Origin of the sequence: Pseudomonas guariconensis (assembly GCF_024127895.1) — a bacterium.
Classification (GTDB): domain Bacteria; phylum Pseudomonadota; class Gammaproteobacteria; order Pseudomonadales; family Pseudomonadaceae; genus Aquipseudomonas; species Aquipseudomonas guariconensis_B.
Genome location: NZ_JAMYBK010000010.1, coordinates 65524 through 91745 on the forward strand (window position 1 = coordinate 65524; position 26222 = coordinate 91745).

The window sequence follows — 26222 nt, forward strand, 5'->3', positions numbered from 1 at the left end:
CCGCCGCAAGCCCCTGTCACCTTTGGCCGCCATAACAAGAACCGAGAGGTCGTGATGCTTGGAGCCGATTCAAAACGCCGCGTGCCCGCCGTCCACCGCGTGGACATCCCCCTCATCCTGTCCAGCATCCTGGTGATCGGCCTCACGGTCGCCGGCCTGATGCTCTTCCCCCAGCAATCCATGGCGCTTTCCCACCAGGCATTCGAAGCGACGACGCGGGTGTTTGGCGCGGTGATCCAGATGATCGGCTTCCTGTGCGTGGTACTGATTGGCTGGATCGCCTTCAGCAAGTACGGCAACATCCGCCTCGGCGAGGGCAAGCCGCAATATGGCAACGTCAGCTGGGTGTTCATGTTCATCTGCGCCGGGCTGGGGTCGGCCACCATGTACTGGGCGTTCATGGAATGGACCTTCTACTACGTCAGCCCCGGGCTGGGCATCGTCGCGCGCAGCAAGGAAGCGCTGGAGTTCAGCATCGCCTATTCGTTCTTCCACTGGGGCATCACGCCCTGGGCCATCTATGGTATCGCCTCGCTGGCGATGGCCTACCACTTCCATGTGCGCAAGAACCCGGGGCTGAGCCTGTCTGCCGCCGTGGAGGCCATCACCGGCATTCGCTCAGCGGGCTTGGCAGGCCGGCTGATCGATGTGATCTTCCTGCTAGCGACCTTCGGTGGGTTGATCCTCACCATCACGGTGTCTTCATCGACCATTTCCAAAGGGCTATCGATGTTGTTCGGCCTGGACGAGGGCTTCGGCCTGGAAGCCGCGCTGGTCATCGCGGTGACGCTGGTGTTCTCGGTCAGTTCGTGGATCGGTATCGGCAGCGGCATGCAGCGACTGGCCCATGCGGCCTGCGGCCTGACCCTGGTGTTCGCGATCATCGTCCTGGCGCTCGGCCCGACCGGCTTCATTCTCAACAACGTTGCCAACGCCGTCGGCCTGATGATGCAGAACTTCGTGCATATGAGCCTGGCCACCGACCCGGTAGGCTCCGGTGAATTCGCCCGGGGCTGGACGGTGTTCTACTGGTTGTTCTGGGTCACCTACACGCCGGGGGTCGCACTGTTCGTCACCCGCGTATCACGAGGGCGCACGATCAAGGAAGTGATCTGCGCCATGGTACTGGGCGGCTGCGCCGGTTGCTGGGTGTTCTTCGGCAGCCTGCAGAGCTTTGCCATCGCCCAGTTCCTCGGCGGAGTGATCGATTCGCCAGCACTGCTCGACGACTCAGGCGGCGAGGCAGTGGTATCGATGCTGCTGCTCAGCCTGCCGATGGGCAAGGTGCTAGCCCTGGTGTACTTCTTTCTGATGCTAGTGTTCCTGGCCTCGCACCTGGACGCCGTGGCGTTTTCCATCGCCGCGACCAGCATGCGCAACCTCCAGGAGGGAGAGGATCCCTCGCCCGGCTTGCGCTTGTTCTGGTGCGTGATGCTCGCGGCCATCCCCCTGGCCATGCTGTACATCGACGCGCCACTGCACACCCTCAAGACCGTGGTCTCGCTGGCAGCCGTTCCCTTCATCCTGGTGTTGCTGGTGAAGATGCATGGGCTGCTCAAGTGGATGCGCGAAGACTACGGGCACCTGCCCGCCCACCGCATCGAGGCGCTATCCAACGAGGGGCTCGTGGGCATCGGCGATGACGACGTATCCATGCCATTGAGCGGCCGCCCGGTATCCAGGGCCGGGCTTGCCGACTGATCCCCTCCTCCGTTTCCAGACACGCTGTGCGATCGCCTGCGCATGTTCGCGGTCGCCAGCGCTTGCTCAGCACCTAGGTGCCCGGGTGCTGCTGCCATCAAGATGATCCTGCGGGAGACAATAATGAGAAGAAGTGGACGTGGTATGGGTATGCTGGCCTGCGCGACACTGTCGGGCCTGGTCGCCGCCGGGGCCAAGGCCGCCGAAGAGGGCTTCGTCGAAAGGGGACACCTGAAGCTGCTGGCGCGAAACCTCTATTGGAACCATGACGGCCATGGCGGCAGTGCCGATCGCCGGGAATGGGGCCAGGGCTTGCAACTGGACTACACCTCGGGCTACACCCAGGGCCTGTTCGGCTTTGGCGTCGACCTGAGCGGCTACCAGGTCTTCAAGCTGTACGGCAACGACCGTTATTCGGGCACAGCGGGGGTGCTGGTGCCCGACGGCGACGGCACGGCCGATGCTTCCGGCTCGGCGGGCGGAGCGTTGAAGGCCAGGGTGTCGGCCACCGAGCTGAAGTTCGGCAACAACCTGCGCCCGTACAACCCGGTGTTCGCCCCCGCCGATACGCGCGTGCTGCCGGCTACGGCCACGGGCTTGTGGCTAACCAGCCAGGAACTGGCCGGATTGATGCTCGAGGCGGGCCACCTGACCGCCGCCAAGGATTTCAACAGTACCAACGCCTCCGATGACTTCTACGCCGCGTATGCCGGCGTGGCGACCGATACCGTGGATTTCGCCGGTGGCAGCTACGCTGCCAGCGATGCACTGAGCCTAAGCCTCTATGCAGCCGACTACCGGGACATCTGGCGCCAGTACTATGGTGGCCTGACCTACATCCAGCCATTGGCTGAAGGCCAGAGCCTGGGCGTCGACCTGAACCTGTACAAGACCGACGACACCGGCTCGGCATTGGCCGGGCCAATCGACACCACGGCGTGGTCGATGGCGCTCACCTACACCCTGGGCGCCCATGCATTCAAGCTCAGCTACCAGAAGAACCATGGCGACGTGCCCTTCGACTACCTGGGCATGGGGCCGGGCACCTACCATGACTCGATCTACCTGGCCAACTCGTCGCAACTGGTGGACTTCAATGGCCCGAAGGAACGCTCCTGGGGAGCGTTCTACAACCTGGACATGGCCGGCCTCGGCGTCCCGGGCCTGAGCTTCGGCATGCGCTACATCAAGGGAACGGGCGTGGACGCCAGCGACATGCCGGCAGGCAGCCCCTACGCCTATTACGGCAGTGAAAGCAGCGAGGAGCACTGGGAGCGGGATGTAGACGTCAAGTACGTGGTGCAGGGTGGCTCGCTGGCAGGGCTGTCGCTGCGCCTGCGCCATGCCAGCCATCGCATCGGCAACCAGGCGTCGGACAGCTCGTCCGACCAGCTGCGGCTGATCGTGCAGTATCCCTATGATTTCTTCTGAAGGCATTCAGTGATCATTAGGGGCCGCGAAGCGGCCCCAGGATTTCCAGCCCCAAATGCTCTCATAGCAACAGCACAGCCCAGCTTTGTGAAGAACCCTTGCCATACACCAGTGATGTCAGGACCCCAGCCAACCCCTCACACCTTCCAGGCCTCCACGACCACACGGGTCGCCTCGGCAATGACGTCGCTACGCCAAGGTGAAGTCTTGTCCCGGCCTCGCGTATAGATCGCCAGAATCCAGGGCGCCTGCCCTGGCGGCCAGATGATCCCGACATCATTGGCAACGCCGTAGTCACCCGAACCGGTCTTGTCGCCAACCACCCAGCCCTCAGGCAAGCCGGCGCGGATACGGGTATCGCCTGTGGTATTGCCCTTGAGCCAGTCCTGCAGGCGCAGTCGGGCCGCCGCCGGCAGGCCATCCGTCAACAGCAGGCGCTGCAGGGTGACGCCCATGGCCAAGGGTGTGGAGGTATCCCTTGGGTCATTGGGCAGCGCGCTGTTCAACGCCGGTTCATATCGATCGAGGCGAAAGGCCGGGTCGCCGATGCTGCGGGCATAGGCGGTGAGCTTCGACGGCCCACCGACCACTCCCAGCAAGAGATTCGCCGCCGTGTTGTCGCTGTATTGCAGTGCCGCTGCACAGAGCTCAGCGACACTCATGCCCGTTGCGACATGCTTTTCGGTGACAGGCGAATAGACCACCAACTGCTCGGCGGTGTAGGCGATGCGGCGCTCCAGCAGGCCGGGCTCGGCCTGGTCCTGCTGGAGGATGGCAGCGGCCAGCACGACCTTGAAGGTACTGCACAGTGCGGCACGCGCTTCGCTGCGATAAGACAACTGCCGGCCGCTTCCCGTGTCGAGCGCCCAAAGCCCCAGGGTACCGCCCAACGCCTGCTCCAGGTGCTGCAAGCGCTGGTGAACCGGGTCGGACGCCCAGGCGGGCGTTGCCAGCATGACCGAGCCCCCCATGGCGCCCTGGATCAGTTGGCGGCGACTGAATGTCGGCTTCATGGTGTATTCCCTGGAGAAGATCAATTCGCTTCGACCTTGCGGCGTGCAGCAGCACGCCGCATGCCCCAGACACCCCATGCCAGGCCGAGCACGGCAGCCGTTACCGAGCCAGACAACACGCCGAGTTTCGCAGCGCCCAGGGAGCCTGGGTCGACGAAAGCGAGGTTGGCGATGAAGATCGACATGGTAAAGCCTATGCCGCCCAACAGGCCGATCAGGGTGATGCCACCCCAGGTCACGCCCGAAGGCAGGGTGCACCAGCCCAGCCGGACCATCAGCCAGCTCACGCTGAAGATCCCCAAGGGCTTGCCAAGCACCAGCGCGGCGGCGACGGCGATCATCACCCAGTGCGGTGCTGCGGCAGACAGGTCGACACCTGACAAGCCGACACCGGCATTGGCCAGGGCGAAGATCGGCATGATGACGTAGGCCACCCAAGGGTGCAGGGCACCTTGTACGCGCACGACCGGTGGCAGCAGTTCGCGCTGGGCCAACCGCAGGCGCTTCAGCGGGTCCATCAGGTCGCTGGCGCCCTTTTCAGGGGCCTTCGCGCGGCCGAGCAGTTCATCCGTGAAACGCGTGATGGCATCGAGCGGACGCTCACGCATGGGCATCGCGACGACCGGTGTCATGAGACCGAGCACTACGCCTGCCAACGTCGGGTGAGCGCCGGTCATCAGGATGCCCAGCCAGGTGATGGCGCCGGGAATGACATACGCGTACGCCGAACCGATGCCGATCTTCTGCAGCCCGATCACCATCAGCAGGCCAATCGCGGCAACGCCGAAGCCACTGTAGTCGAGGCCTCCCGAGTAGAAGAAGGCGATGATCAGCACGGCGATGATGTCATCGATGATCGCCAGGGCCAGCAGGAAAACGCGGACATTCGAAGGGATCGACTTGCCGAGCAAGGCAAGGACGCCAACCGCGAAGGCGATGTCGGTGGCGGTGGGCACGGCCCAGCCCTGCTGCTCCGCCGGCGCATGGCCGAACGCCAGGTAGATCAATGCGGGCACGGCCACCCCACCGATTGCCGCCGCCATGGGCAGCGTGGCCTGGCGCAAGCTGGAAAGCGCGCCTTCATGGATCTCGCGACGGATCTCCATGCCCACGACCAGGAAGAATATGGTCATCAGGCCATCGTTGATCCAGAAATGCAGCGACTGCGAGTACACCAGCGAACCGATGCCAATAGTCAGCGGGGTATGCCAGAGGGCCTCGTAACTGTCGGCCGCGGGCGAATTCGCCCAGATCAGCGCAACGATCGCGGCGATCAGGAGGACGATGCCGCTGACGGCTTCGATATGGAGAAAACGCTCGAAGTTGGCGAAAGCACGCTCAGCCAGTTGCTGGGCGCGAGGTACCTGTGTTTTTTGCATAGGCGCAAGAACTCCCGCATGGCGGCCCGACCTGCGTTGCTCTTTAACCTGCCTCACTGCTTCATGCAGCTAGCACCCGCGGCACAGTCTACCGGACAACCGGATCGAGGTGAACGACTGCGCGCCTTTCATTTATGCCCTGGCCCTACTACGGTGTTCACAAGACCGTTTCCCACCCAGGAGCGCAGCGCATGTCGAGGATCTTCTTGCTGATATTCGCAGGCTTGGCCCTGTGTGCAGGCCAGGCGATGGCCGACACCCTCAGGATCGGTGTGATCGGCGCCGGTAACGTCGGCGGTACGCTTGGCACGCTATGGGCCAAGGCCGGGCACTCGGTGATGTTTTCGTCACGCCACCCCGAGCAGTTGGGGGATCTGGCCAAGGCTGCCGGCCCCAATGCCCGGGCAGGCTCGGTCGACGAGGCCGCGGCATGGGGCGAGGTGATCGTGTTGAGCGTCCCGTACGGCGCCATGCCCGCACTCGCCGAACAGCTCAAGGGCAAGCTGGACGGCAAGGTGGTCCTCAGCACCAGTAACCCGTTCAGCGGCCGTGACGGCGAAACCGGGCGCAAGGCGCTGGCCCAGGGCGTCGCCTTGGCGGACCGGCACTACCTGCCCGGGGTGCACCTGGTGCGGGCGTTCAATGCCATAGGTTACGCAGCGATGAAGGACCAATCCGGCCAGGGCAAGGCAATCCCTGTCTTCGCGGACGACGCCCAAGCCCGGGCGCTGGGCGCCCGGTTGGTGCACGATGCCGGTTTCATACCAGTGCTGTTGCCGCTGGCGCGAGCCGATCAAGGGTTGCCGGGCGGGCCGCTCAGTGGCGCTTGGAACGAGGCTGAGCTCAAGCGCCAACTGGATCGCTAGCAGCCCATGCCAGCAAGCCGGCGCCCCTGGCCCTCTGCACGGCACATGTGTCGTGAACACCGCCGGCCCTTGTGGGCCGGCTTGCCGGCGATGGGGCGCGAAGCGGCTCCAATGCCGACAGGCTGTAATGCCTGGCGCAGAAACGAAAAAAAGAGGCCATAAGGCCTCTTTCTTTTGATCCCGGCAGAACACCTAGGGATCGAATCTTGGAGCGGGAAACGAGACTCGAACTCGCGACCCCGACCTTGGCAAGGTCGTGCTCTACCAACTGAGCTATTCCCGCGTCGTGATGGGTTGCCATTCTAGCGATCTGCCAAATAACGTCAACCCCTTGATTCAAAAAACTTTTATTTCTGCTCCGAGCCTTCCCGCAGGTGCGGCCAGGCAGCCAGCAGGTAGTGGACCATCGACACCAGGGTCAAGCCGGCCGCGACCAGCAACAAGCCGTAGCCGAGCACCACCCAGAAGCTCAGCACCGGCGGGTTGGCCAGCAGGATCACCAGCGCCAGCATCTGTGCGGCAGTCTTCCACTTGCCGAGGCTCGACACCGCCACGTGTGCCCTCGCCCCCAGCTCGGCCATCCACTCGCGCAAAGCCGAGACGACGATCTCGCGGCCGATGATCACCGCGGCCGGCAAGGTCAGCCAGAAGTTGGCATGGACCTGCACCAGCAGCACCAGGGCCACCGCGACCATCAGCTTGTCGGCCACCGGGTCGAGGAAGGCACCGAACGGCGTGCTCTGCTGCAGGCGGCGTGCCAGGTAGCCGTCGAGCCAGTCGGTGGCGGCCGCGATGGCGAACACGCTGCTGGCGGCAATGTAGCTCCAGTGATAGGGCACATAGAACAGCAGGATGAAGATCGGGATGAGCAGAACGCGTAGAACGGTGAGCAGGTTTGGAATATTCATCGGTACGACTGGCTGCGGGTTGAGCCAGGCATTCTACTCGCTATGCAGGCTGGCATAAATCGACTCGGCAAGCTTTTTACTGATCCCCGGCGCCTTGGCGATCTCATCGATGCTGGCACGATTGAGTTCCTGCAGGCCACCGAAATGTTTCAGCAGGTCGCGGCGACGCTTGGGCCCTACCCCGGCCACGTCTTCCAGGCTCGAGGTGCGCCGGGCCTTGCCACGGCGGGCGCGGTGGCCGGTGATGGCGAAACGATGGGCTTCGTCGCGGATCTGCTGGATCAGGTGCAACGCCGGGGAGTCGCCCTTGAGGGTGAACTCGTGGGCCACGTCATTGAGGTACAGGGTCTCGAAGCCTGCCTTGCGGGTCACGCCCTTGGCCACGCCGAGCAGGGTCAGCTCGGTCAGGCCGAGCGCCTGCATGACGTCGCGGGCCATGTTCAACTGCCCCTTGCCGCCGTCCACCAGCAATACGTCGGGCAGCTTGCCCTCGCCCTCCTTGATGCGCCCGTAGCGGCGCATCAAGGCTTGATGCATGGCAGCGTAGTCGTCGCCGGCGGTGACACCCTCGATGTTGAAGCGCCGGTAGTCGGACTTGAGCGGGCCCTCCGGGCCGAACACCACGCAACTGGCCACGGTGGCTTCGCCGCTGGAGTGGCTGATGTCGTAGCACTCCAGGCGCTGCGGCACTTCGTCGAGGCCAAGCACCTGGGCCAGGGCTTCGAAGCGTGCAGCCATGTGCTGGCGGTTGGCCAGACAGGCGTTGAGGGCCTGTTCGGCGTTGGTCACGGCCAGTTGCTGCCAACGCGCGCGAGTGCCGCGCACCCGGTGGCTGATGGCCAGCTCGCGACCGCGCAGGGTCTGCACGGCCTCGCTGATGGCGGCGAAGTCCTCGTGCGTTACGTTGACGATCAGCTCACCGGGCAGCTCGCGCTCGGCGTTGCCCAGGTAGTACTGGGAGAGGAACGCGGCCATGACCTCGGCCACCTCCTCCTCGATACCAACCTGGGGAAAGAAGTTCTTGCTGCCCAACACCCGGCCGCCGCGCACGCTGATCAGGTGCACGCAGGCACCGCCCGGGTTGACGAAGGCCGCCACCACATCGACATCGCCCGAGCCGCCCTCCATGTACTGCTGGTCCTGGACCCGACGCAGCAGGGCGATCTGGTCGCGCAGCTCGGCCGCCCGCTCGAAGTTCAAGGCCATAGCGGCCTTTTCCATCTCGGCATTGAGCTCGTTGCCCAGTTGCTGGCTGCGGCCCTCGAGGAACATCACCGAGTGGCGCACATCCTCGGCGTACTCCTCGGCCTCGACCAGGCCCACGCAAGGGCCCTTGCAGCGCTTGATCTGGTATTGCAGGCATGGCCGGGTACGGTTGGCGTAGTAGCTGTCCTCGCACTGGCGCACCGAGAAGGCCTTCTGCAGCAGGCTCAGGCTCTCGCGGATGGCACCGGCACTGGGATACGGACCGAAGTAACGCCCCTTGGCCTTCTTGGCGCCACGGTGGATACCCAGGCGTGGGAAAGCGCCGTCAGACAGAAATACATAGGGGTAGGATTTGTCGTCGCGCAACAGGATGTTGTAGGGCGGCCGCCACTCCTTGATCAGGGTCTGCTCCAGCAGCAGCGCCTCGGTCTCGTTGGCGGTGATGGTGGTCTCGACCTGGGCGATACGCCCTACCAACGCAGCGGTCTTGGGGGCCAGCCCTGTCTTGCGGAAATAGCTGGCCAGGCGCTTCTTGAGGTTCTTGGCCTTGCCCACGTAGAGCAGCCGCGCCTCGGCGTCGAACATCCGGTAGACGCCCGGGCGACCACTGCAGGTCGCCAGGAACGCGCTTGCATCAAAATTTTGCGACATGAAGAGCTATAGACTTGCGTCGACCATACCGTGGCGAACGGCCAGCAAGGTCAGTTCGACGTCGCTGGTGACCGAGAGTTTTTCGAAGATCCGATAACGGTAAGTATTGACGGTCTTGGGCGACAGACACAACTTGTCGGAGATGATCTGCACCTTCTGGCAGCCGACGATCATCAAGGCGATCTGGATCTCCCGCTCCGACAGCGCATCGAACGGCGACCCCTGGGGCTGGAACGACTTGAGCGCCAGTTGCTGGGCGATCTGCGGGCTGATATAGCGCTGCCCGGCGAAGGCCAGGCGGATGGCCTGGACCATTTCGTCGAGGCCCGCGCCCTTGGTCAGGTAGCCGGCAGCGCCGGCCTGCAGCAGGCGGGTGGGAAACGGGTCTTCCTCGCAGACGGTAACCGCCACCACCTTGGTGTCCGGATGGCTGCGCAACAGCTTGCGTGTCGCCTCCAGGCCGCCGATCCCTGGCATCTTCACGTCCATCAGCACCACGTCCGGCTTCAACTCGCGAGCCAGCTTGAGCGCCGCCTCGCCGGAATCCGCCTCACCCACCACCTGCAAGCCATCGATATCGGCCAGCATGCGCGTAATGCCGGTACGCACCAGATCGTGATCGTCGACCACCAGGACCCTAATCAAGCAGACACCTCGTCAGTGGGGCGATTGGATCCCGCCACCTTAACAAAATTTTTCATCACGGACCTAGTGGCCCGTACGGTTAATCGTGTCCCCGGTATGGACGCAGAGGCCAAGCTGCACGCGCTCGTACAGGCCACTAGCGCAACGCGTCATTGAACAGCCTGCGCCGGTCGAGCTTGCGTACCCTCGGGTCCGGGTCGGCCTCTCCCGCTAGGCGGCTCAGCAGATGCCAGACAGCTTCCTGATCGTCCCGGGGCAGTCGGCGAAAGGCACCGAGCAGACGGTCTTCCTCCGTGCTCAGGCTCTCCAGCGGTGCGGGGGTATGCACGCCACTGAGCACATAGAGCGCATCCACACCCTTGGCGGCCACCGCCGCGAGGTAATCGACCCGTGGCGTGCGCTCGCCGCTTTCGTACTTGCCCTGAGCATTGGGTTCGACACCACCGATCACACCGAACCCCCGCTGGGTCAGCCCCAACCGCTCGCGTTCTTCCCTCAAACGCGGACCGAATCCTTTCATCTGAATCACTTCCCCTTTCCCTTACATGCCTATGGATGCATGAGACATCCGAGTGAATAGCCACAAATCCAGTTGGCACTATGAGCATTGGATCCAATGTTTGCAAGCCATCATTGCCAGTGCAATCGCGCAAGGCGCCCCCAATACCGCATGGCCCCATGAAAACGTGAAAACCCGCGCCCAACAGGTGCATCAAGGTCTCTCGAAACTAACTAAACGCAGTCACGAAAGTTAACGGGAACACATGAATATGAAAAACCACGGGGTTGGACAGCCCCGGAAACGCCCTGAAAATCGTCAGATTGACGCCATTTTATCGACATGCGCGCCGATATCATTTTTTTGACGACAAACTAATAACAAACTTTAACATATTGATTTTTAACAGTTTTTAAACTTTAACAAGACTAAATTAGAGTATTTCAGAGCACGCAGATAGCAACGCTTGCGGCACTAACAAAAACAACATTAGGATATAAAAAGACCACCAAGAAATAGCCCAAACGCCACGTACAAGTGCGGCTTACTTCTGCGCGTCTGCCCATTCGACAACTTCTTGAACTGTGTATCTCGGCCGGCCTTGCGCCGTGCCTGGGAAGAGGGATCTATGAACATCAGTATCTTTGGACTTGGTTATGTGGGCGCGGTGTGCGCCGGTTGCCTGTCGGCCCGTGGGCACCATGTGCTGGGTGTGGACATCTCCCAGGCGAAGATCGACCTGATCAACCAGGGCAAGTCCCCCATCGTCGAGCCCGGCCTGGAGCAGTTGCTGCTCGATGGCGTGCGCCAGGGCCGCCTGCGCGGTACCACCGACGTCCAGGCCGCGATCCTGACCACCGACCTGTCGTTGCTGTGCGTCGGCACCCCGAGCAAGAAGAACGGCGACCTGGACCTGGTGTACATGGAAGCGGTGTGTCGCGAGATCGGCACCGCGCTGCGCGACAAGGACAGCCGCCACACCGTCGTGGTCCGCAGCACCGTGCTGCCGGGCACGGTGAAGAACGTGGTGATCCCGATCCTCGAACAACACTCGGGCAAGCAGGCCGGCGTCGATTTCGGTGTGGCGGTCAACCCGGAGTTCCTGCGCGAGAGCACGGCCATCCAGGACTACGACTTCCCGGCGATGACTGTGATCGGCGAGCTGGACAGCCACTCGGGCGACTTGCTCGAGTCGCTCTACCAGGGCCTCGACGCACCGGTGATCCGCAAGTCGGTCGAAGTCGCCGAGATGATCAAGTACACCTGCAACGTCTGGCATGCCACCAAGGTCAGCTTCGCCAACGAAATCGGCAACATCGCCAAGGCCTCGGGCGTCGATGGCCGCGAAGTGATGGACGTGGTCTGCCAGGACCACAAGCTCAACCTGTCGCGCTACTACCTGCGCCCGGGCTTCGCCTTCGGCGGCTCGTGCCTGCCCAAGGACGTGCGCGCCCTCACCTACCGTGCCAGCCAGCTGGACGTCGAGCACCCGTTGCTGGCCTCGATCATGGCCAGCAATCGCAGCCAGGTGGAGCATGCCTTCGACATGATCGAGCGCCAGGACAAGCGCAAGGTCGCCCTGCTGGGCCTGGCCTTCAAGGCCGGCAGCGACGACTTGCGCGAAAGCCCGCTGGTCACCCTGGCCGAGAAGCTCATCGGCAAGGGCTACGACCTGCGTATCTATGACGCCAACGTCGAGTACGCCCGTGTCTTCGGCGCCAACCGCGACTACATCGAGTCGAAGATCCCGCATGTCTCCTCGCTGCTGCACAGCGACCTGGAGCGGGTGATCGACGAGGCCGAGGTGATCGTCCTGGGCAACAACGACGAGCGCTTCAGCCGTGCCCTGGAAGCCGGCACCGGCAAGCAGGTCATCGACCTGGTCGGTTTCATGCCCGGTGTCAGCGACACACAGCGCCAGGGTATCTGCTGGTAATCGACGCGCGCATCGCCCCCCTGCCCCGCACGCTACAGGCCCCGGCCTGTCCGGCGCGGGGCTCGGGCACCCGAGACAGGAGCAAAGGCTACATGGAACGACAGCAACAGCGGCCCTTCGAGGCACCAGGCTACCTGCGCGCGGGCGTCAGCTTCTGCGCCTGGGCCTGCCTGGCCGGCCTGATCGCGCTGGCGTCGGAGATGGTCGCGCCGCAGTACCTGGACCCGAACCATCATCTGTTCATTTTCATCATCGGTACCCTGGGGATGTGGCGCTACGGCAATGCCATCGTCCACTACCTGCGCGGCATGTACTTCCTGCACTGGCGGTTCCCACGCCTGCGCCGGCAGGTCGAACGCATGGGCGATGCGGCGCTGCCTTCGCACATGTTCATGGTGGTCACCAGCTTCCGCATCCCGACCCTGACCACCTTCAAGGTCTACCAGTCGGTGTTCCAGGAAGTGCAGCGGCTGAAGGTACCGTGCACGGTGATCGCCTCGATCGTCGAGAAAGGCGACGAGACCTTCATCAAGGACATCATGCGCAACGAGGTCAAAGGCCGCGACGACATCAAGCTGGTGATCGTCCGGGCCCGAGGCACCGGCAAGCGCGACGGCCTGGCCCATGCTTTCCGCGCCCTGTCCCGGCAGATGCCGCTGGACGATGCGGTGGTCGGCGTGGTCGACGGCGACACCATGATGCTGCCTGGCTGCGTCGAGCGCGCGGTCAAGTTGTTCGCCCTGCTGCCAAACGTCGGTGGCCTGACCACCAACGAATTCTGCGAGGTCGAGGGCAGCCGCTGGATGCGCCAGTGGCACTCGATGCGCTTCGTCCAGCGGCACATCAACATGTGCTCCATGGCCCTGTCGCAGCGGGTACTGACCCTGACCGGACGGCTGTCGTTCTTCCGCGCCAGCGTGATGACCGACCCTGAGTTCATCCGCGACGTCGAGGCCGACTTCCTCGAGCACTGGCGCCTGGGCCGCTTCCAGTTTCTCACCGGCGACGACAAGTCCAGCTGGCTGTCGCTGATGCGTGCCGGCTGGGACACCTTCTATGTGCCCGACAGCCATACCCTGACCGTCGAGCATCCGCCCAGCGACAGCTTCTGGGTCGCCACTCGCCAGTTGATGTTCCGCTGGTACGGCAACTCGCTGCGGCAGAACTTCCGCGCCACCGCCCTGCTCGGCCGTGCGCGCCTGGGCCTGTTCACCCTGTACGTGCTGCTCGACCAGCGGGTATCGATGTGGACCTGCCTGATGGGCCTGACCGCCTCGGTGGTGGCAGGCCTGGTGTTCGGTATCCAGTACCTGCTGGTGTACCTGTTCTGGGTGCTGCTGTCGCGCAGCCTGGTGACCGTGCTGTTCGTGTTCGCCGGGCACCCGGTCAGCCCGATGTACCCCTTCGTTCTCTATTACAACCAGATCGTCGGTTCGCTGATGAAGGTCTACGCGATGTTCCACATGGACCAGCAGAGCTGGACGCGGCAGAAAACCACCCTGGCCACCGGCAGCGTCGACTTCGACGCCACCCTCAACCGCTGGTCCTCGAAGGCGATGCTGTGCTCCTCCATCGCCATCTTCTTCGGGGTCATCACCGTACTTCTCGAACTCACGCAACGTTAAGGAAAGGCGCCTGCACATGAGTAGCTCGAACACTCCCGTGGCCCCCGGCAAGACCGCGGCCAACATCGTCCACGAGGCGATCGACGAACGCCAGTACGTACGCACCCGAATGAACGCCCGCGTACGCCTGTCCGGCAGCGGCCAGGCGCCCTTCGAGGCCGCCCTGCAGGACATCTCCCTGGGCGGCATGGGCCTGCTCCACGAGGCACCGTTGAAGATCGGCAGCCTGTACGATGCCTCGATCCTGCTACGCCTGAACCAGGTCGACCTGTCGATCGACGGCAAGATCCGCATCGTCTCCCAGCGCGGCAGCGAGGTTGGCGCCCAGTTCGTCGACCTCGACGCACAGAAGCGCGACATCCTGCGCTACCTCATCAACGCCTACATGTCTGGCGAGATCGCCGACATCAATGGCCTGTTCAACGTGATGCAGCGCGAGAACTACATCAAGGAGCGCAAGCAGAAGTACGCCACCGCGCGCACCCCAGGCGACCGCCTCAAGGCCATGGCCGGCACCCTGCTGTACACCGCCGCGGGCGTGGCCGCCCTGGGCTTCGTGGCGTACAAGGGCTACTTGCTGTTCTTCCGCATTCCGGCGGTGCAGGCCCAAGTGGCGACCAACGCCCAGGTCATCAGCATGCCGGACAACGGCTACGTCAAGTACCTGCTGCCCGCCGGGGCCACCGAGGTCCACGCCGGCCAACCGCTGGCCAGCATCTCCACCCAACTGGCCACCAGCTTCACCAGCCCGGCGGACATGCAGGCCCTGGCCGACCTGGCCCCTGGCGACCTGCAGGCCCTGCTCGGCCGTGCCACCATCGAGACGGTGATCAACAGCCCCTGCGACTGCCAGGTCTACTACCCGGCCCAACGCCTGGACGGCTACGGCTACAAGCAAGCACCGCTGATGCACCTGCTGCCCAAGGATCAGGGTCTGTTCGTGCGCGCCAACGTGCCGTTCGACAAACTGGCCGACGTCGACCGTGTGCGCTCGGTGGACATGCAAGTGTTCGGCCTCGACGAACACTACGGCGGCAAGGTGGTCGATGCCCGGGTCGACGAGATCAACCGCAACCTGGCCCTGACCATCCAGCCGGACAGCCCGCTGCCGGCCGCGGCCTACCAGAAGGCGGTGGCGGTCGACCTGTACCTGGGCCTGCCGTTCGGCGGCGCACGCTGAAACGGGCGAGGACCATGACGCCATGACCGTGATGACGCCCTCCCGCCTGCTGCTGGCCAGCCTCGCCCTGGCCTGTGCCGGCGTGGCCTGTGCCGGGCAGAGCCTGGAGCAGATCCGCTATGCGCTGTACAAGAACCCCAGCGCCGAGGTCACCACCGACCTGCGTGCGCTGGCGGCCCGGGGCGACCTGGCCAGCACGCTGTTGCTGGGCGATGTGCTGGCCGGGCGCGACGGCGCCAGCCGCCAGGAGGTGGTCGCGCTGTACCACGCGGCCTTCGCCGACGGCCGCGGCCTGGTCCCGGCGCTGGCTTCGCTGGCACGCCTGATCGACCGCACGCCGAGCCTGCGCGAGGCGCAGCGCCCGTGGATGGAACAGGCGTTGACGCGGTACCCCAGCCGCCTCGACCCACGCAACGCCAGCACCACCCTGGAAGTGTTCCTGACCTATCCGGAGCTGGTCGATGTGGAGCAGGCCTCGCAGCTGCTGGGCCTGTACGAACAGTCCTGCCTGCTCAACTGCCGCCCGCAGCTGTACCGCGCCGTGCTGGCCGAGCGCCAGGACGATCGCCCCGGTGCCGAGCGCTGGTACCGCGAAGCCGTGCGGGTCGATGCGCGTGCCGTCGATCGCTACTACCGGTTCCTGGGCGATGACCAAGACCGGGCCTTCCCGGCCTTCGCCACGGCCCTGGAGGCGGAGCGCGCGCAACTGCCGGTGGAGATCGTGCACCGCATCGCCTCGCTGCTCGACAGCATTGCCAGCGTGCAACGTGCCGAGCAGGAAGCCGACCGCTACGCCCGCCAGGCCAACCCGCCAGCGGCCGGGCAGCCTGCGCCAACGCCCAGGCAACTGGCCCTGGAGCAGGCCCAGGCCGATGCCCTGGCCCAAGCCACCGCCCAGGTCCAGCGCTGGCGCGACGCCGCCGTGGCCCGTGGCTTCGTGCCGGCCATGGTGTCCAAGGCCAACTACATGATCTCCAACCCGACCGAGCACAACGCCGAGCAAACCCAGGCGTTGATCGACCAGGTCCGCCAGCGCGAACCGACCCGGGCCAAGGCCCTGCAGGCGTCGTTCTACATGGTCAACAACTGGCTGACCCTCGACCCGGACAAAGCCCGCGCGCTGATCGACGAACTGCAAGAGAGCGGCTATCCCGACGCCGGCCTGCTGCTGGCCGAGTACTACAGCAAGGGCGTGGCGGACCAGCCCGACCAGGACAAGGCCCTGGCCCTGTTCCGCAAAGAAGCCGCCAAGGGCTCCACCGCCGCCTGGTACCGCATGGCCACCCTGCACGCCTACGGCCGTGCCATCTGCCATGACCCGGTCAAGGCCTACACCTATGCCCAAATCGCCCTGAACCTGGGCGAACGTGGCGCCCGCAGCCTGATCAAGCGCCTGGAAAAGACCCTGCCCAAGGATGACATCGAGCGTGCCCTGGCCGCACGCAACGATCTGTTGAAGGAGGCCAACCTGTGAAAGCCCATCACCCCTTGTTCGGCGCCCTGCTCGCCCTGGCCCCGCTGCCCGCGGCGCTGGCGGCCGAGGAGATCACCGGCCCCGAGGCCGACAGCACCGAACCGGTGCGCGTGGCCCCCACCGACGGCAGCGAACCGGTGATCACCTCGGAGTTCTTCAACAAGCTCACCGTGCAGACCGGCTACGGGCCGGAGGACTCCCAGGTCGATCGCAACCGCGAAATGTTCTACAGCCTGCGCTACGAGCCCTCGTTCGCCTGGTACGCGCCGGAGAAACGCTGGGCCAAGTGGATGGTCTACGGTCGCCTGTGGCTGAACTATGACACCAGCCAGTCGAGCAACCTCACCAGCGAGTCGACCAACGACAACGAACGCGAGCAGCCTGAAGGCTGGTATGCCGAGCTGCGCGAGCTGTACGTCAAGCGCAACCTGATCGGCGACGATCCACGCTTCTCCCTGTCCATCGGCCGCCAGCGTTTCTGGGACGACTATGGCATCTGGTGGGACGACAGCCTCGAATCGCTGCGCCTGAACTATCAGGACACCTTCTCCGAGGCCTTCCTCGCCGTCGGCCAGAAGTTCCACAACTACAACACCGACGTGAACAGCCTGGCCGCCAGCGAAGAGCGCACGCTCTACGTGATGGGTGAGTACGCCTACCGTTGGAGCCAGAACAACAAGATCGGTGTGCGCCTGATGCACGAGAACGACCGCAGCGACCACGACATCGACGACCGCTACGACTTCAAGGGCCTGCGCTACGGCCTGTTCTTCAAGGGTGACAACCTCGCCCTGCCGGTGTTCAGCGACTACCACCTGGAGCTGGCCGCACTGGACGGCAAGATGGACAACACCACCCAGAGTGGCGTCACCACCACCGGCCACGACAGCAAGGGCTGGGCCGTGCTCGGCGAGGTCGGCAAGCGCTTCGACGCCTTGCCCTGGACCCCACGCATCGCCCTGCGCGGCGGCCTGACCGACAAGCCCGGTGACGAGAACGACGGCTTTCGCTTCAACCCGATCCAGTCCGACCGCATCACCCGCCAGGGCTCCTACAGCACGCGCCTGACCAGCTCGTTCGTCAGCCTCGACCTGCGCAACCTGAGCTACTACGGCATCGCCCTGGAAACCCGGCCGACACCGCGCAGCGCCCTGGACCTGCGTATCACCCAACTGAACCTGCGTGACGAGGATGGCGTACTGCCGATCCGCATGGCCGCCGACTCCCGCTCCAGGCGCCAGAACCAGCTCGACCGGGGCCTGTACGGCAAGGGTGACAACGTCGGGCAGATGGTCGACCTCAACTACTACTGGAAGATGTTTCCGGTGGCCATCGATGGCAAGCACCTGGACGTCAACACCCTGGTCAGCGCCAGCTACCTCAATGCCGGCAGCGCGCTGAAGACCGGCGATGACTACCAGCTGAGCGTCGGCGTGGTGATCAGCTACTAAGGACGGACCCTGCCAATGATCTTCGCCTCCAACGTCTTCCTGTTCCTCTACCTGCCGCTGTTCCTGGCCGTCTATTTCCTGGCCAGGCCCCAGTGGCGCTCGGTGGTGATCGTTGCCGCCAGCTACATCTTCTATGCCTGGTGGCGCCCGGACTTCCTGCTGCTGTTCGTGGCGATCACCTACTGGAACTACTGGTTCGGCCTGCGCATCAAGGCGCGCCTGGACGCCGGCGACAAGCGCTGGGCCCTGCGCCTGCTGTGGCTCGGGGTAATCGGCAACCTGTCGACCCTGGGCTACTTCAAGTACGCCAACTTCGGCGCCGAAGTACTGGCGATGCTGCTGGCGCCGCTGGGCATCAATACCTGGACCCTGGAGAACATCTTCCTGCCCCTGGGCATCTCCTTCTACGTGTTCCATGCCCTGAGCTACATCGTCGACATCTACCGCAAGGACGCCACACCCACGCGCAACTTCATCGACTTCGCCGCCTTCGTTGCGCTGTTCCCGCACCTGGTGGCCGGGCCGATCCTGCGCTACAGCCAACTGGCGCCGCAGTTGCGCGAGCGCACCCATTCGCTGGAGCTGTTCTCCCTGGGCGTGTGCCGCTTCATGCTCGGTTTCATCATGAAGGTGCTGATCGCCGACCGCCTGGCGCCGATCAACGTCTTGTTCGTCAGCGAGGGCACCCTGCAGTTCAGCGACGCCTGGTTCGGCCTGGCGGTGTCGACCCTGCAGCTGTACTTCGACTTCGCCGGCTACAGCCACATGGCCCTGGGCCTGGCGCTGATGATGGGCTTTCGCTTCCCGGAAAACTTCAACCAGCCCTATGTGTCGCAGAGCATCACCGAGTTCTGGGCACGCTGGCACATGACCCTGGCGCATTTCCTGCGCGACTACGTGTACATGCCGCTGGTGCGCAAGCGCGTCGCCGGGGCCCTGCCGGCACTGGTCTGGACCATGCTGCTGTCGGGCCTGTGGCACGGGGCAAGCTTCGCCTTCATCTGCTGGGGCCTGTTCTTCGGTATCGGCATGGTCATCGAGCGCAAGTTCAACCTCGCCACCAAGGTCACCACGCCCTACCACCTGGGCCGCAACCTGCGCACCGGGGTGCTGATCGTGCTGAGCATGCCGCTGTTCTTCACCATGGACCTGCGCCACAGCCTGGACATCTACCAGGCGCTGCTCGGCTTCAACGGCTTCGGCTCGCTGGAGCTGTACGTGCTCGGCGCCTCGAAGATGGCCATGGCCTTCGCCCTGGTGGCGCTGGCCTGGCTGGTCCTGGCCGGGATCAACAACGTGCGCTTCTACGCCGGCAACAAGGAAGGCTATTTCATGCGCCATGTCGGCGTGCTGCACAGCGTGCTGCTGTGGGGGGGCTTTTTGCTGGCGCTGAGCAGCCTGGCGGCCAATTCCTTCTCGCCCTTCCTGTATTTCCAGTTCTAGGAGACGGCCATGTATCCGGTGATGAATTCGGCCAGCAAGGCCAACGGCATTCTCTTCGCCCTGGTGCTGGCGGCGATGTTCGTGTACTCGCTGCCACCGGTGTTCAGCTTCGCCCGAACCCAGGGCGACGCCTGGAACCTGTTCGTCGACGGCAAGCTGCTGCGCAAGTTCGAGCAGGTCTACGACAAGCGCTTCTTCCTGCGCGACCCGTCGGTGCAACTGTGGGCCGACGCCCAGTTCCACCTGTTCGGCGAAGGCACCAAGGGCGTGGTACTGGGCAAGGACGGCTGGCTCTACACCAACCAGGAATACCGCGTGCCCAATGACCTGGAGGCCAACGTGGCGACCCAGCTCGAGCAGATCGCCAAGGTCGAGAAACAGTTGGCCGAGCATGGCAAGCACCTGGTGCTGCTGCCACTGCCGATGAAGCTCGACATCTATGCCGAGCACGCCGAGCACGCCTTCGACCCACGGGTGACGAGCCTGTACGACCGCTTCGTCGGTGAGCTGCAGGCACGCCAGCTGGACGTGGTACCGCTGCGCGGCGCCTTCCTCGGCAATCTGGCAGGGCCAGGCTTGTTCCTCAAGTCCGACACCCATTGGAGCCCGCAAGGCGCACGCCTGTCGGCCTACGAACTGGCCCGCCAGCGTCCGCAACTGCTCGGTGACCAGCTCTATCGCTCGCACAAGGCCGGCGAGAAGAACGTCAAGGGCGACCTGATGAACTACCTGCAGTTCGACCATGCTCGCCTCGCGCCACAATTCGGTCCGAGCCGCATCGATCTCTACGAAACCCTCAAGGCCGACCAGGACGCCGACGACCTGTTCGCCGAGCAAGACCAGAGCCTGCTGCTGGTCGGTACCAGCTACAGCAAGATCGACGACTGGAACTTCGTCGGTTTTCTCAAGGAAGCCCTCAACCGCGACTTGCTGAGCATCGCCGTGGAAGCCCGCGGGCCGTTCGAGGCGATGAACCAGTTCCTGGCCAGCGATCAGTTGGCCAACCCGCAGATCGACACCGTGGTCTGGGAATTCCCCCTGCGCACCCTGCTGGCCCACCGCCCTGGCTCGCTCAGCCGCAGCACCCAACCCCAGCATTTCTGACGATTCAAGGAGAGCCCGATGAAACTTACCCACCTGTTCACCGCCATCACCCTGGCAGCCAACGGCCATGCGGCCCTCGCTGCCGAAGGCAATGCCGACTTGTACGATGCCGTGGCACCGGCCGACTCGGCGTTCGTGCGTGTGCTCAACCTGTCCGACAACAGCATCGACGTGAGCCTGAGCGGCAAGATCAACCCACAGAAGGTCGCCCCGGGCCAGCTCAGCGGCTACCGCTTCGTCCCGGCCGGCCCACACAAGATCGCCGTCGGCGCCCAGGCCATCGAGCCACAGCTCAAGGCCAACGCCGCCAGCACCGTGGTCTACGACGGCAAGCAGCTGTCGCTGATCGCCGACAAGTACATCAACGAACCGAAGAAGGCACAGATCGCCTTCTACAACCTGACCCCGGCCAAGGCCGCGCTCAAGACCGTGGACGGCAAGCACGTGGTGGTCGAGCCGCTGGGCAACGGCCAGACCGGCAGCCGCATGGTCAACGAAATCAAGATCGGCTTCGCCGCCTACGTCGCCGACCAGCGGGTCGCCAGCTTCGACGAACTGTTCCTCAAGAAAGGCCGCTCCTACAGCTACGTGCTGCTGCCCCAGGGCACCGGCTATCGCAGCATGGGCCAGGCCAACAGCATCGACCCGACCGAGTGATGCCCCGCTGCAAGGATGACCGGCACATGAACACCCTTCTTTCCCTGGGCCTGGCCACGGGCCTGGCGCTGGGCGCGTTGGCCGCCCAGGCGGCCGAGCCTGCCAAGGCCAGCGGTACCAATGCCGACAAGGCCGCCTGTAGCGACCTGCAATGCCTGGTCTGCCCGGCCCTGAGCGACCCGCGCCACTACACCGAGGGGCGCATGAAGCTGATGCGCGAGATCGTCCCCGGCAAGGACCGCTGGCTGTTCCGCTCGGCGGTGGACCTGACCAACGACTTCGGCATCCCGGCGCCCATGCGCCCGGAATTCGCCCGCTTGATGGACACCTTCCATCGCCAGGGCATCCAGGTGGCCATGGCCATCCAGCCGACCCGAGGCCTGATGCACCGTGACAAGTTGTACGGCGATCGGCTGCACGGCTTCGACTACCCCCGCGCCAGCCACAACCTCGCCACCTACCTGGGCCAGTTGCGCCAGGGCGGCGCGGTGGTGGCGCCGATGATGCAACTGGTGCAGCAACCACCCAAGGCCGAGTTCTTCTTCCGCCGCGACCACCATTGGACCCCGGCCGGTGCCGAAGCCACCGCGCGCCTGATGGCCGAGGAGATCCGCCGCCAGCCCTTCTACGCGGGGCTGACCAAAAAGCACTACCGCACCGAACCCGGGGTCATGGTGCCCAAGGACGGCACCCTGAACCTGGCGCTGAGCTATATCTGCGGCAACAACTATGGTTTCCAGTACGTGCGCGGCTACCAGACCATCCCGGTGGCCGACAGCGCCGACGCCCTGTTCGACGAAGCGCCAGACCCGGAGGTGATCCTGGTCGGCGACAGTAACGCCGCTGCCCGCGAGGACGAAAGCAAGCAATTCAACTTCGACGGCTACCTCAAGCAGTACCTGGACGTGGACGTGCTCAACTATGCCCTGCCCGGCGTCGGCGAGGACGGCTCGCTGCTGGAATACCTGCTGTCGGCCGACTACAAGCCCGAGGCACCGCCCAAGCTGATCGTCTGGGAACTGCCGGCCAACTACCGGCTCGACTCGCCGTTGATGTACCGCCAGCTGGTGCCCGCCATCCAGGGTGGCTGCAAGGCCTCGAAAGAGGTGCTGGCCTCGAAGCTGCGGCGCCCGGCGCTGAAGGTCGGCGAGCGCATCGAGCTGCTGAGCAATGCCGGCAGTGCGCGCCAGGCGCTGGGAGGGGCAAGAGGGTTTCTCGACATCCGCCTGAGCGACAGGAACGTCAAGGACTTCTACATCATCGTCTACTACGACAACGGCGCCCGCGACAAAGTGTGGTTCCGCCGCGAAGTGGTGGTCAGCGGTGGCCAGTACTACCTGGAGTTGAGCAAGGACCCGGCCTTCGCTGGCGCCAACCTGCTCTCGGTGTTCCTCGAGCCGACCAAGCCCGGCACCGCCGCCACCGACGTGGAAACCCGCCTATGCCTGTGAAGCGCACAAGCCTGGCCCTGGTCATCGCCCTGGCCCTGTCGCCATTGGCGGCACCCGCGGCCCAGTCGCTATGGCCGCCGCGAGCCACGGCGCAGGCGGCGATGGTGGCCGACTACCGTACCCTGGCCTGCAGCAAGGCACCGCCCGCCCCCTATACCGGCAGCCTGCGCCTGGAAAGCAAGTACGACCAGCGCGACGCCAGCAAGTCGACCCTGCGTGCCCGCCCGGATGCCGACAGCGAACGGGTCGGCAAGCAAGTGAAGCAGTTCGTCGGTGGCTTGATCTACGCCGGCAAGCGCTTCGTACGGGCGAAAAAACCCCAGGACGCCAACATGGCCCTGGCCTGCCAGGACCAGTGGCTGGAACGTTGGGCCTCGGCAGGCGCGCTGCTCAGCCCCGACGCCAGCGGCACCGGCATGGCCGCGCGCAAGTGGGCGCTGGCGGCCATGGCCGGCGCGCTGCTGCTGACCCAGTCGGCCAGCGACGGCAAGGTGCGACTGACGGCCACGCAGACCGCCTGGATCACCCAGTTGGCCGAGTTGGTGATACGCGAATACGACCCGCGCCGTACCTCACGCACCGTGTACTTCAACAACCACGACTACTGGGCCGCCTGGGCAGTGGCCGCCAGCGGCATGCTGGTGGGCCGCGACGACTTCATCCAGTGGGCCGACGGCAACCTGCGCCGTGGCTTGGCCCAGGCCGTGCGCAGCCAGGATGGCAGCTACGCCTACCTGCCGCTGGAAGTGGCACGCGGCAAGCTTGCCGCCAACTACAGCCAGTACGCCCTGGTGCCCCTGGTGCTGTTGGCGGAATCGGCGCGGGCCAACGGTCTGCCTTGGCGCGACGAGGACCAGCGCACCCTCGACCTGCTGGCCAACTTCGCCGCACGCAGCATCCTCGAGCCGCAGGCCTTGCCCGAACTCGAGGGCCGCGCCCAGGTCGACGTCGCCCCCTACAAGCTGGCCTGGCTGATCCCGTTCCTGCAGCGCAACCCGGGCCATCGCCTGGCCCGCGAACTGTACGACAGCGAGGACGGCGAGGTGGACAACTACAGCCAACTCGGTGGCCCGCTCAAGCCGCTCTACCTACAACAGCCCTGATCAAGGACGTAACCATGGCCCTCCTCGCCCGCTTTTCCCTCACCTGCCTGGCTGCCCTGCTGCTGGCCGGCACCGCCCAGGCCGGTAGCCAGGCGTTGCCGGTCAACCAGACGGTGGATGCCCTGACGCCGGAGGAACACCAACGGCAGGTGCTGACCCTGCGCCAGCAAGCGCGCCAGGCGGTGACCTTCGCCCAGGCCGAGCGGCCGCGCCCGGCTGGCCGTGCCAGCGTCAGCCTGCAACCGATGTTCTCGTCCCAGGCCGGCAGTTGGCCCTTCGAGCCGTTCGTCAACAATGGCTTGTTCCGTGCCATCGCGGGCTACCAGGCGCACCACCCGCAGGTGGTGATGCTGCGCGGTGGCAGCATCACCCTGGCGCAGTTGAACGACGCCCTCGCCAACCCGCGCATCCTGCGCCGCTACAAGGACGGCTACCTGCTCAGCTACCCGCTGCTGATCGGTCCCGACGCAGGCCTGGTGCTCGAAGGAACCAGCCTGTACCTCTACAGTTTTTCTGGCACGGCGCTGATCAACCAGGGCTGGCTGGGGCTGAACCAGTCGAGCCTGGAAAGCGTGGCGGGCGACAAGCCAGGCAATACCGACCGTGCCTGGCGACCGTTCGTGGTAGCCTGGGCCGGCAGCCACACCCAGGTGATCGGCTCGACGCTCAGGCGCCTGGGCTACAACGCCAACCTGTCCCGTGGACTGACCACCGCGCTGAGCCCCCAGCAGCCTGCTGGCAGCCGCCTGGCGACCGTGCTGATCCGCGACAGCCGGTTCAGCGAGCTGTCCACCGCCGTGGAGCTGCAACACAGCCAGGCGACCATCAGCACCAGCCAGTTCGAACAGTCCCAGCAATACGCCATCGACGTTCGCGACAGCCAGCTGAGCCTTCGCGGCAACCAGTTGCGCGGCATCGACAACAACAGTGGCGTACGCCTGCGCGGGCAGACCCGCGCCCTGCTGGAAGACAACCTGATCCTCGGCGCCGGCAAGGCCGCCATCGAGATCAGCGAACAACAGGGCGCGGTGCTGCTGGCGAGCAACCGTATCGGCGACAGCCGCGGCAATGGCATCCAGTTGCGCAACCTCGCGCCGACCTCGGCAGCCCCCTTGCTGATCGACGACAACCTGCTGGCCAGCAGCCAAGGCACCGCCGTGGATGCCAGCGACGTCGGCGCCCTGGCGTTGGTGGGCAACCGTATCGGCAATACCCCGGAGTATGCCGTCAGCCTGCGCAACGCCACTCCCCTGCCCGGCCCGCTGCTGCTCAGCGGCAATCGCCTGGGCCAGGTCGGCAAGGCGGTGGTGCGGGTCGAAGGGGTGCGCGAGGTGGCGCTGGGCGGCAACAGTTTCGATGGCAAGCCGCTGCTGCAGAACCTGTTGATCGGCGACCTGCTGCCATTGCAGGCCAGGCTCCTGGAGGCCACGGTACGTCAGGGCGGCACCGCGCGGGTGCGCTGGCCGTGAGGGGCGATAGAACACCACGTGACTCATTGAGTAGAACGTGACTGCGCAGAGAACGGTTGGCTGACGGGGTTCGGGAGCGGGCTTGCCCGCTTCCACAGGCCTGTCGGCATTCCCTCAGTCGATCGCACGCTGCATGCGCACGAAGCACTCGTCCTCGCCCATCTCGATGAAGCCCCGGCGCCGGTACAACTGCCGTGCCGGGTTGGTCTTGAACACCATCAGGCGCAATAACGGCAACTGCCGCTGCGCTGCCCAGCCGGCCAGTGTCTCCAACACCCAACTGCCGCCCCCGCGCCCACGGTGCTCGGGCAGCAGGTGCAATTCGCGGATGAACAGCGCCTGGCGATCCTGGCTGAGGCTGCAGAACCCCAAGAGCTCGTCGCCGTCCATGACCAGCCACTGTTCGCGCCAGGTCCAGGCCTCATCGAAGGCTTCCTCGATCCACAGCAGGTCGAATTCCCGGTAATAAGGCAGCATGGCCCGGCGGGTAAGGTCGCGGGCGAAGCTCAGGTGGGTGTCGCTGGCAGGGCTCAAGCGAAGGGGCATGGCATGTCTCCCTCGGCATGCCACGCGGCGCCAAGGCCGGCAACGGCCCTAAGGGGCATAGCACACCGGCGAACTGCCCGACCCGCGCCGGTCCAGCTCGTCCTCCAGCCAGTCGGCCAGCACACGGGCATTGTTGTGCTCGGTGTCCTTGCCGGCATACAGCAGGGTCAGGTCGCCCTTGCCCGCCAGGTCCAGCAACGGATACCAATGCTCGGGATGGGCGGCCAGCTCCTGCTGGTAGCGCTGGGTGAACCCGGCGAAATCCACCTCGCCGTGGTGGAACGCCTTGCGCAGTTCGTTGGACGGCGCCACCTCGCGCAGCCACTCCCCGTGCAGGTCGTCCTTGCGCTTGTTGCGTGGCCACAGGCGGTCGACCAATACCCGCTGGCCATCGCTCGCTTCGGCTGGCTCATAGACACGCTTGCAACGAATCATCGTCTTCTCCTGCAGCATCCTGTCCTTACCAGCCTAGGGCGTTCACCGG

22 protein-coding genes and 1 tRNA gene are annotated in these 26222 nt (G+C 64.8%); 14 read left to right on the forward strand and 9 right to left on the reverse strand.

Going from position 1 to position 26222, the window contains the following annotated elements:
* Positions 1 to 99 precede the first annotated feature (99 nt).
* Together NJF35_RS13055 and NJF35_RS13060 are read left to right on the forward strand one after the other, a co-directional pair.
* Positions 100 to 1701: a BCCT family transporter gene (locus NJF35_RS13055; protein ID WP_253091155.1), complete on the forward strand. Its 1602-nt coding sequence runs from the start codon at positions 100 to 102 to the stop codon at positions 1699 to 1701.
* Positions 1702 to 1845: 144 nt separating this feature from the next.
* The gene (locus NJF35_RS13060) at positions 1846 to 3132 is read left to right on the forward strand and encodes an OprD family porin (protein ID WP_253091156.1); all 1287 of its coding nucleotides are present in this window, start codon (positions 1846 to 1848) and stop codon (positions 3130 to 3132) included.
* Between the two features lie 137 nt (positions 3133 to 3269).
* On the opposite strand, the gene bla is transcribed toward NJF35_RS13060, so the two are convergent.
* The gene (gene bla, locus NJF35_RS13065) at positions 3270 to 4145 is read right to left on the reverse strand and encodes a class A beta-lactamase (RefSeq protein ID WP_410900262.1); all 876 of its coding nucleotides are present in this window, start codon (positions 4143 to 4145) and stop codon (positions 3270 to 3272) included.
* A 20-nt stretch (positions 4146 to 4165) separates the two neighbouring features.
* Positions 4166 to 5524 carry a Na+/H+ antiporter NhaA gene (nhaA, locus tag NJF35_RS13070; protein ID WP_225788414.1) on the reverse strand — a complete coding sequence of 453 codons (1359 nt, stop codon included), beginning with the start codon at positions 5522 to 5524 and terminating at the stop codon, positions 4166 to 4168.
* Between the two features lie 191 nt (positions 5525 to 5715).
* Here nhaA and NJF35_RS13075 point away from each other — a divergent pair, with 191 nt between their 5' ends.
* Positions 5716 to 6390, forward strand: coding sequence for an NADPH-dependent F420 reductase (locus NJF35_RS13075; RefSeq protein ID WP_253080464.1), 675 nt, complete (start codon positions 5716 to 5718; stop codon positions 6388 to 6390).
* Positions 6391 to 6597: 207 nt separating this feature from the next.
* Here NJF35_RS13075 and NJF35_RS13080 read toward each other — a convergent pair.
* The 5 genes from NJF35_RS13080 to NJF35_RS13100 all read right to left on the reverse strand — a co-directional run bounded on the left by NJF35_RS13080 (position 6598) and on the right by NJF35_RS13100 (position 10320).
* Positions 6598 to 6673, reverse strand: a tRNA-Gly gene (locus tag NJF35_RS13080).
* Positions 6674 to 6737: 64 nt separating this feature from the next.
* Positions 6738 to 7298, reverse strand: a complete 561-nt coding sequence (pgsA, locus tag NJF35_RS13085) for a CDP-diacylglycerol--glycerol-3-phosphate 3-phosphatidyltransferase (RefSeq protein WP_225788420.1) — start codon at positions 7296 to 7298, stop codon at positions 6738 to 6740.
* A gap of 33 nt (positions 7299 to 7331) precedes the next feature.
* A complete protein-coding gene (gene uvrC, locus NJF35_RS13090) occupies positions 7332 to 9155 on the reverse strand; it encodes an excinuclease ABC subunit UvrC (RefSeq protein WP_253091157.1) in 1824 nt (607 codons plus the stop codon).
* 6 nt (positions 9156 to 9161) lie between these two features.
* Positions 9162 to 9800 carry a UvrY/SirA/GacA family response regulator transcription factor gene (uvrY, locus tag NJF35_RS13095; RefSeq protein WP_054892718.1) on the reverse strand — a complete coding sequence of 213 codons (639 nt, stop codon included), beginning with the start codon at positions 9798 to 9800 and terminating at the stop codon, positions 9162 to 9164.
* Positions 9801 to 9936: 136 nt separating this feature from the next.
* The gene (locus tag NJF35_RS13100) at positions 9937 to 10320 is read right to left on the reverse strand and encodes a helix-turn-helix domain-containing protein (RefSeq protein ID WP_225788422.1); all 384 of its coding nucleotides are present in this window, start codon (positions 10318 to 10320) and stop codon (positions 9937 to 9939) included.
* A 607-nt stretch (positions 10321 to 10927) separates the two neighbouring features.
* On the opposite strand from NJF35_RS13100, the gene NJF35_RS13105 reads away from it, so the two are divergent.
* The 11 genes from NJF35_RS13105 to NJF35_RS13155 all read left to right on the forward strand — a co-directional run bounded on the left by NJF35_RS13105 (position 10928) and on the right by NJF35_RS13155 (position 25192).
* The gene (locus tag NJF35_RS13105) at positions 10928 to 12235 is read left to right on the forward strand and encodes a nucleotide sugar dehydrogenase (protein WP_225788423.1); all 1308 of its coding nucleotides are present in this window, start codon (positions 10928 to 10930) and stop codon (positions 12233 to 12235) included.
* Between the two features lie 92 nt (positions 12236 to 12327).
* Positions 12328 to 13860, forward strand: coding sequence for a glycosyltransferase (locus NJF35_RS13110; RefSeq protein WP_225788424.1), 1533 nt, complete (start codon positions 12328 to 12330; stop codon positions 13858 to 13860).
* Positions 13861 to 13876: 16 nt separating this feature from the next.
* On the forward strand, positions 13877 to 15040 hold the full coding sequence (locus NJF35_RS13115; protein WP_225788425.1) for a PilZ domain-containing protein: 1164 nt from the start codon (positions 13877 to 13879) through the stop codon (positions 15038 to 15040).
* 22 nt (positions 15041 to 15062) lie between these two features.
* Positions 15063 to 16514, forward strand: coding sequence for a tetratricopeptide repeat protein (locus tag NJF35_RS13120; protein WP_225788426.1), 1452 nt, complete (start codon positions 15063 to 15065; stop codon positions 16512 to 16514).
* On the forward strand, positions 16511 to 17965 hold the full coding sequence (locus NJF35_RS13125) for an alginate export family protein (protein ID WP_253091158.1): 1455 nt from the start codon (positions 16511 to 16513) through the stop codon (positions 17963 to 17965). Before NJF35_RS13120 ends, NJF35_RS13125 begins: the two co-directional genes overlap by 4 nt.
* Positions 17966 to 17980: 15 nt before the next feature.
* Complete coding sequence (locus tag NJF35_RS13130; protein ID WP_253080461.1) at positions 17981 to 19408, forward strand: MBOAT family O-acyltransferase; 1428 nt, start codon at positions 17981 to 17983, stop codon at positions 19406 to 19408.
* A gap of 9 nt (positions 19409 to 19417) precedes the next feature.
* Positions 19418 to 20512: an alginate O-acetyltransferase gene (locus NJF35_RS13135; protein ID WP_253091159.1), complete on the forward strand. Its 1095-nt coding sequence runs from the start codon at positions 19418 to 19420 to the stop codon at positions 20510 to 20512.
* A gap of 18 nt (positions 20513 to 20530) precedes the next feature.
* Entirely contained in the window at positions 20531 to 21169 is a 639-nt protein-coding gene (locus NJF35_RS13140) for an alginate O-acetyltransferase AlgF (protein WP_225788430.1), read from the forward strand.
* A 26-nt stretch (positions 21170 to 21195) separates the two neighbouring features.
* Positions 21196 to 22620 carry an alginate O-acetyltransferase AlgX-related protein gene (locus tag NJF35_RS13145; protein ID WP_253091160.1) on the forward strand — a complete coding sequence of 475 codons (1425 nt, stop codon included), beginning with the start codon at positions 21196 to 21198 and terminating at the stop codon, positions 22618 to 22620.
* Entirely contained in the window at positions 22611 to 23723 is a 1113-nt protein-coding gene (locus NJF35_RS13150; protein WP_253091161.1) for a polysaccharide lyase, read from the forward strand. Before NJF35_RS13145 ends, NJF35_RS13150 begins: the two co-directional genes overlap by 10 nt.
* Before the next feature lie 14 nt (positions 23724 to 23737).
* Positions 23738 to 25192 carry a right-handed parallel beta-helix repeat-containing protein gene (locus NJF35_RS13155; RefSeq protein WP_253080458.1) on the forward strand — a complete coding sequence of 485 codons (1455 nt, stop codon included), beginning with the start codon at positions 23738 to 23740 and terminating at the stop codon, positions 25190 to 25192.
* Between the two features lie 114 nt (positions 25193 to 25306).
* Here NJF35_RS13155 and NJF35_RS13160 read toward each other — a convergent pair whose 3' ends face one another.
* Together NJF35_RS13160 and NJF35_RS13165 are read right to left on the reverse strand one after the other, a co-directional pair.
* The gene (locus tag NJF35_RS13160; RefSeq protein WP_253091162.1) at positions 25307 to 25738 is read right to left on the reverse strand and encodes a GNAT family N-acetyltransferase; all 432 of its coding nucleotides are present in this window, start codon (positions 25736 to 25738) and stop codon (positions 25307 to 25309) included.
* Positions 25739 to 25786: 48 nt separating this feature from the next.
* Positions 25787 to 26173, reverse strand: a complete 387-nt coding sequence (locus NJF35_RS13165) for a DUF488 domain-containing protein (protein WP_253091163.1) — start codon at positions 26171 to 26173, stop codon at positions 25787 to 25789.
* Positions 26174 to 26222: the final 49 nt, after the last annotated feature.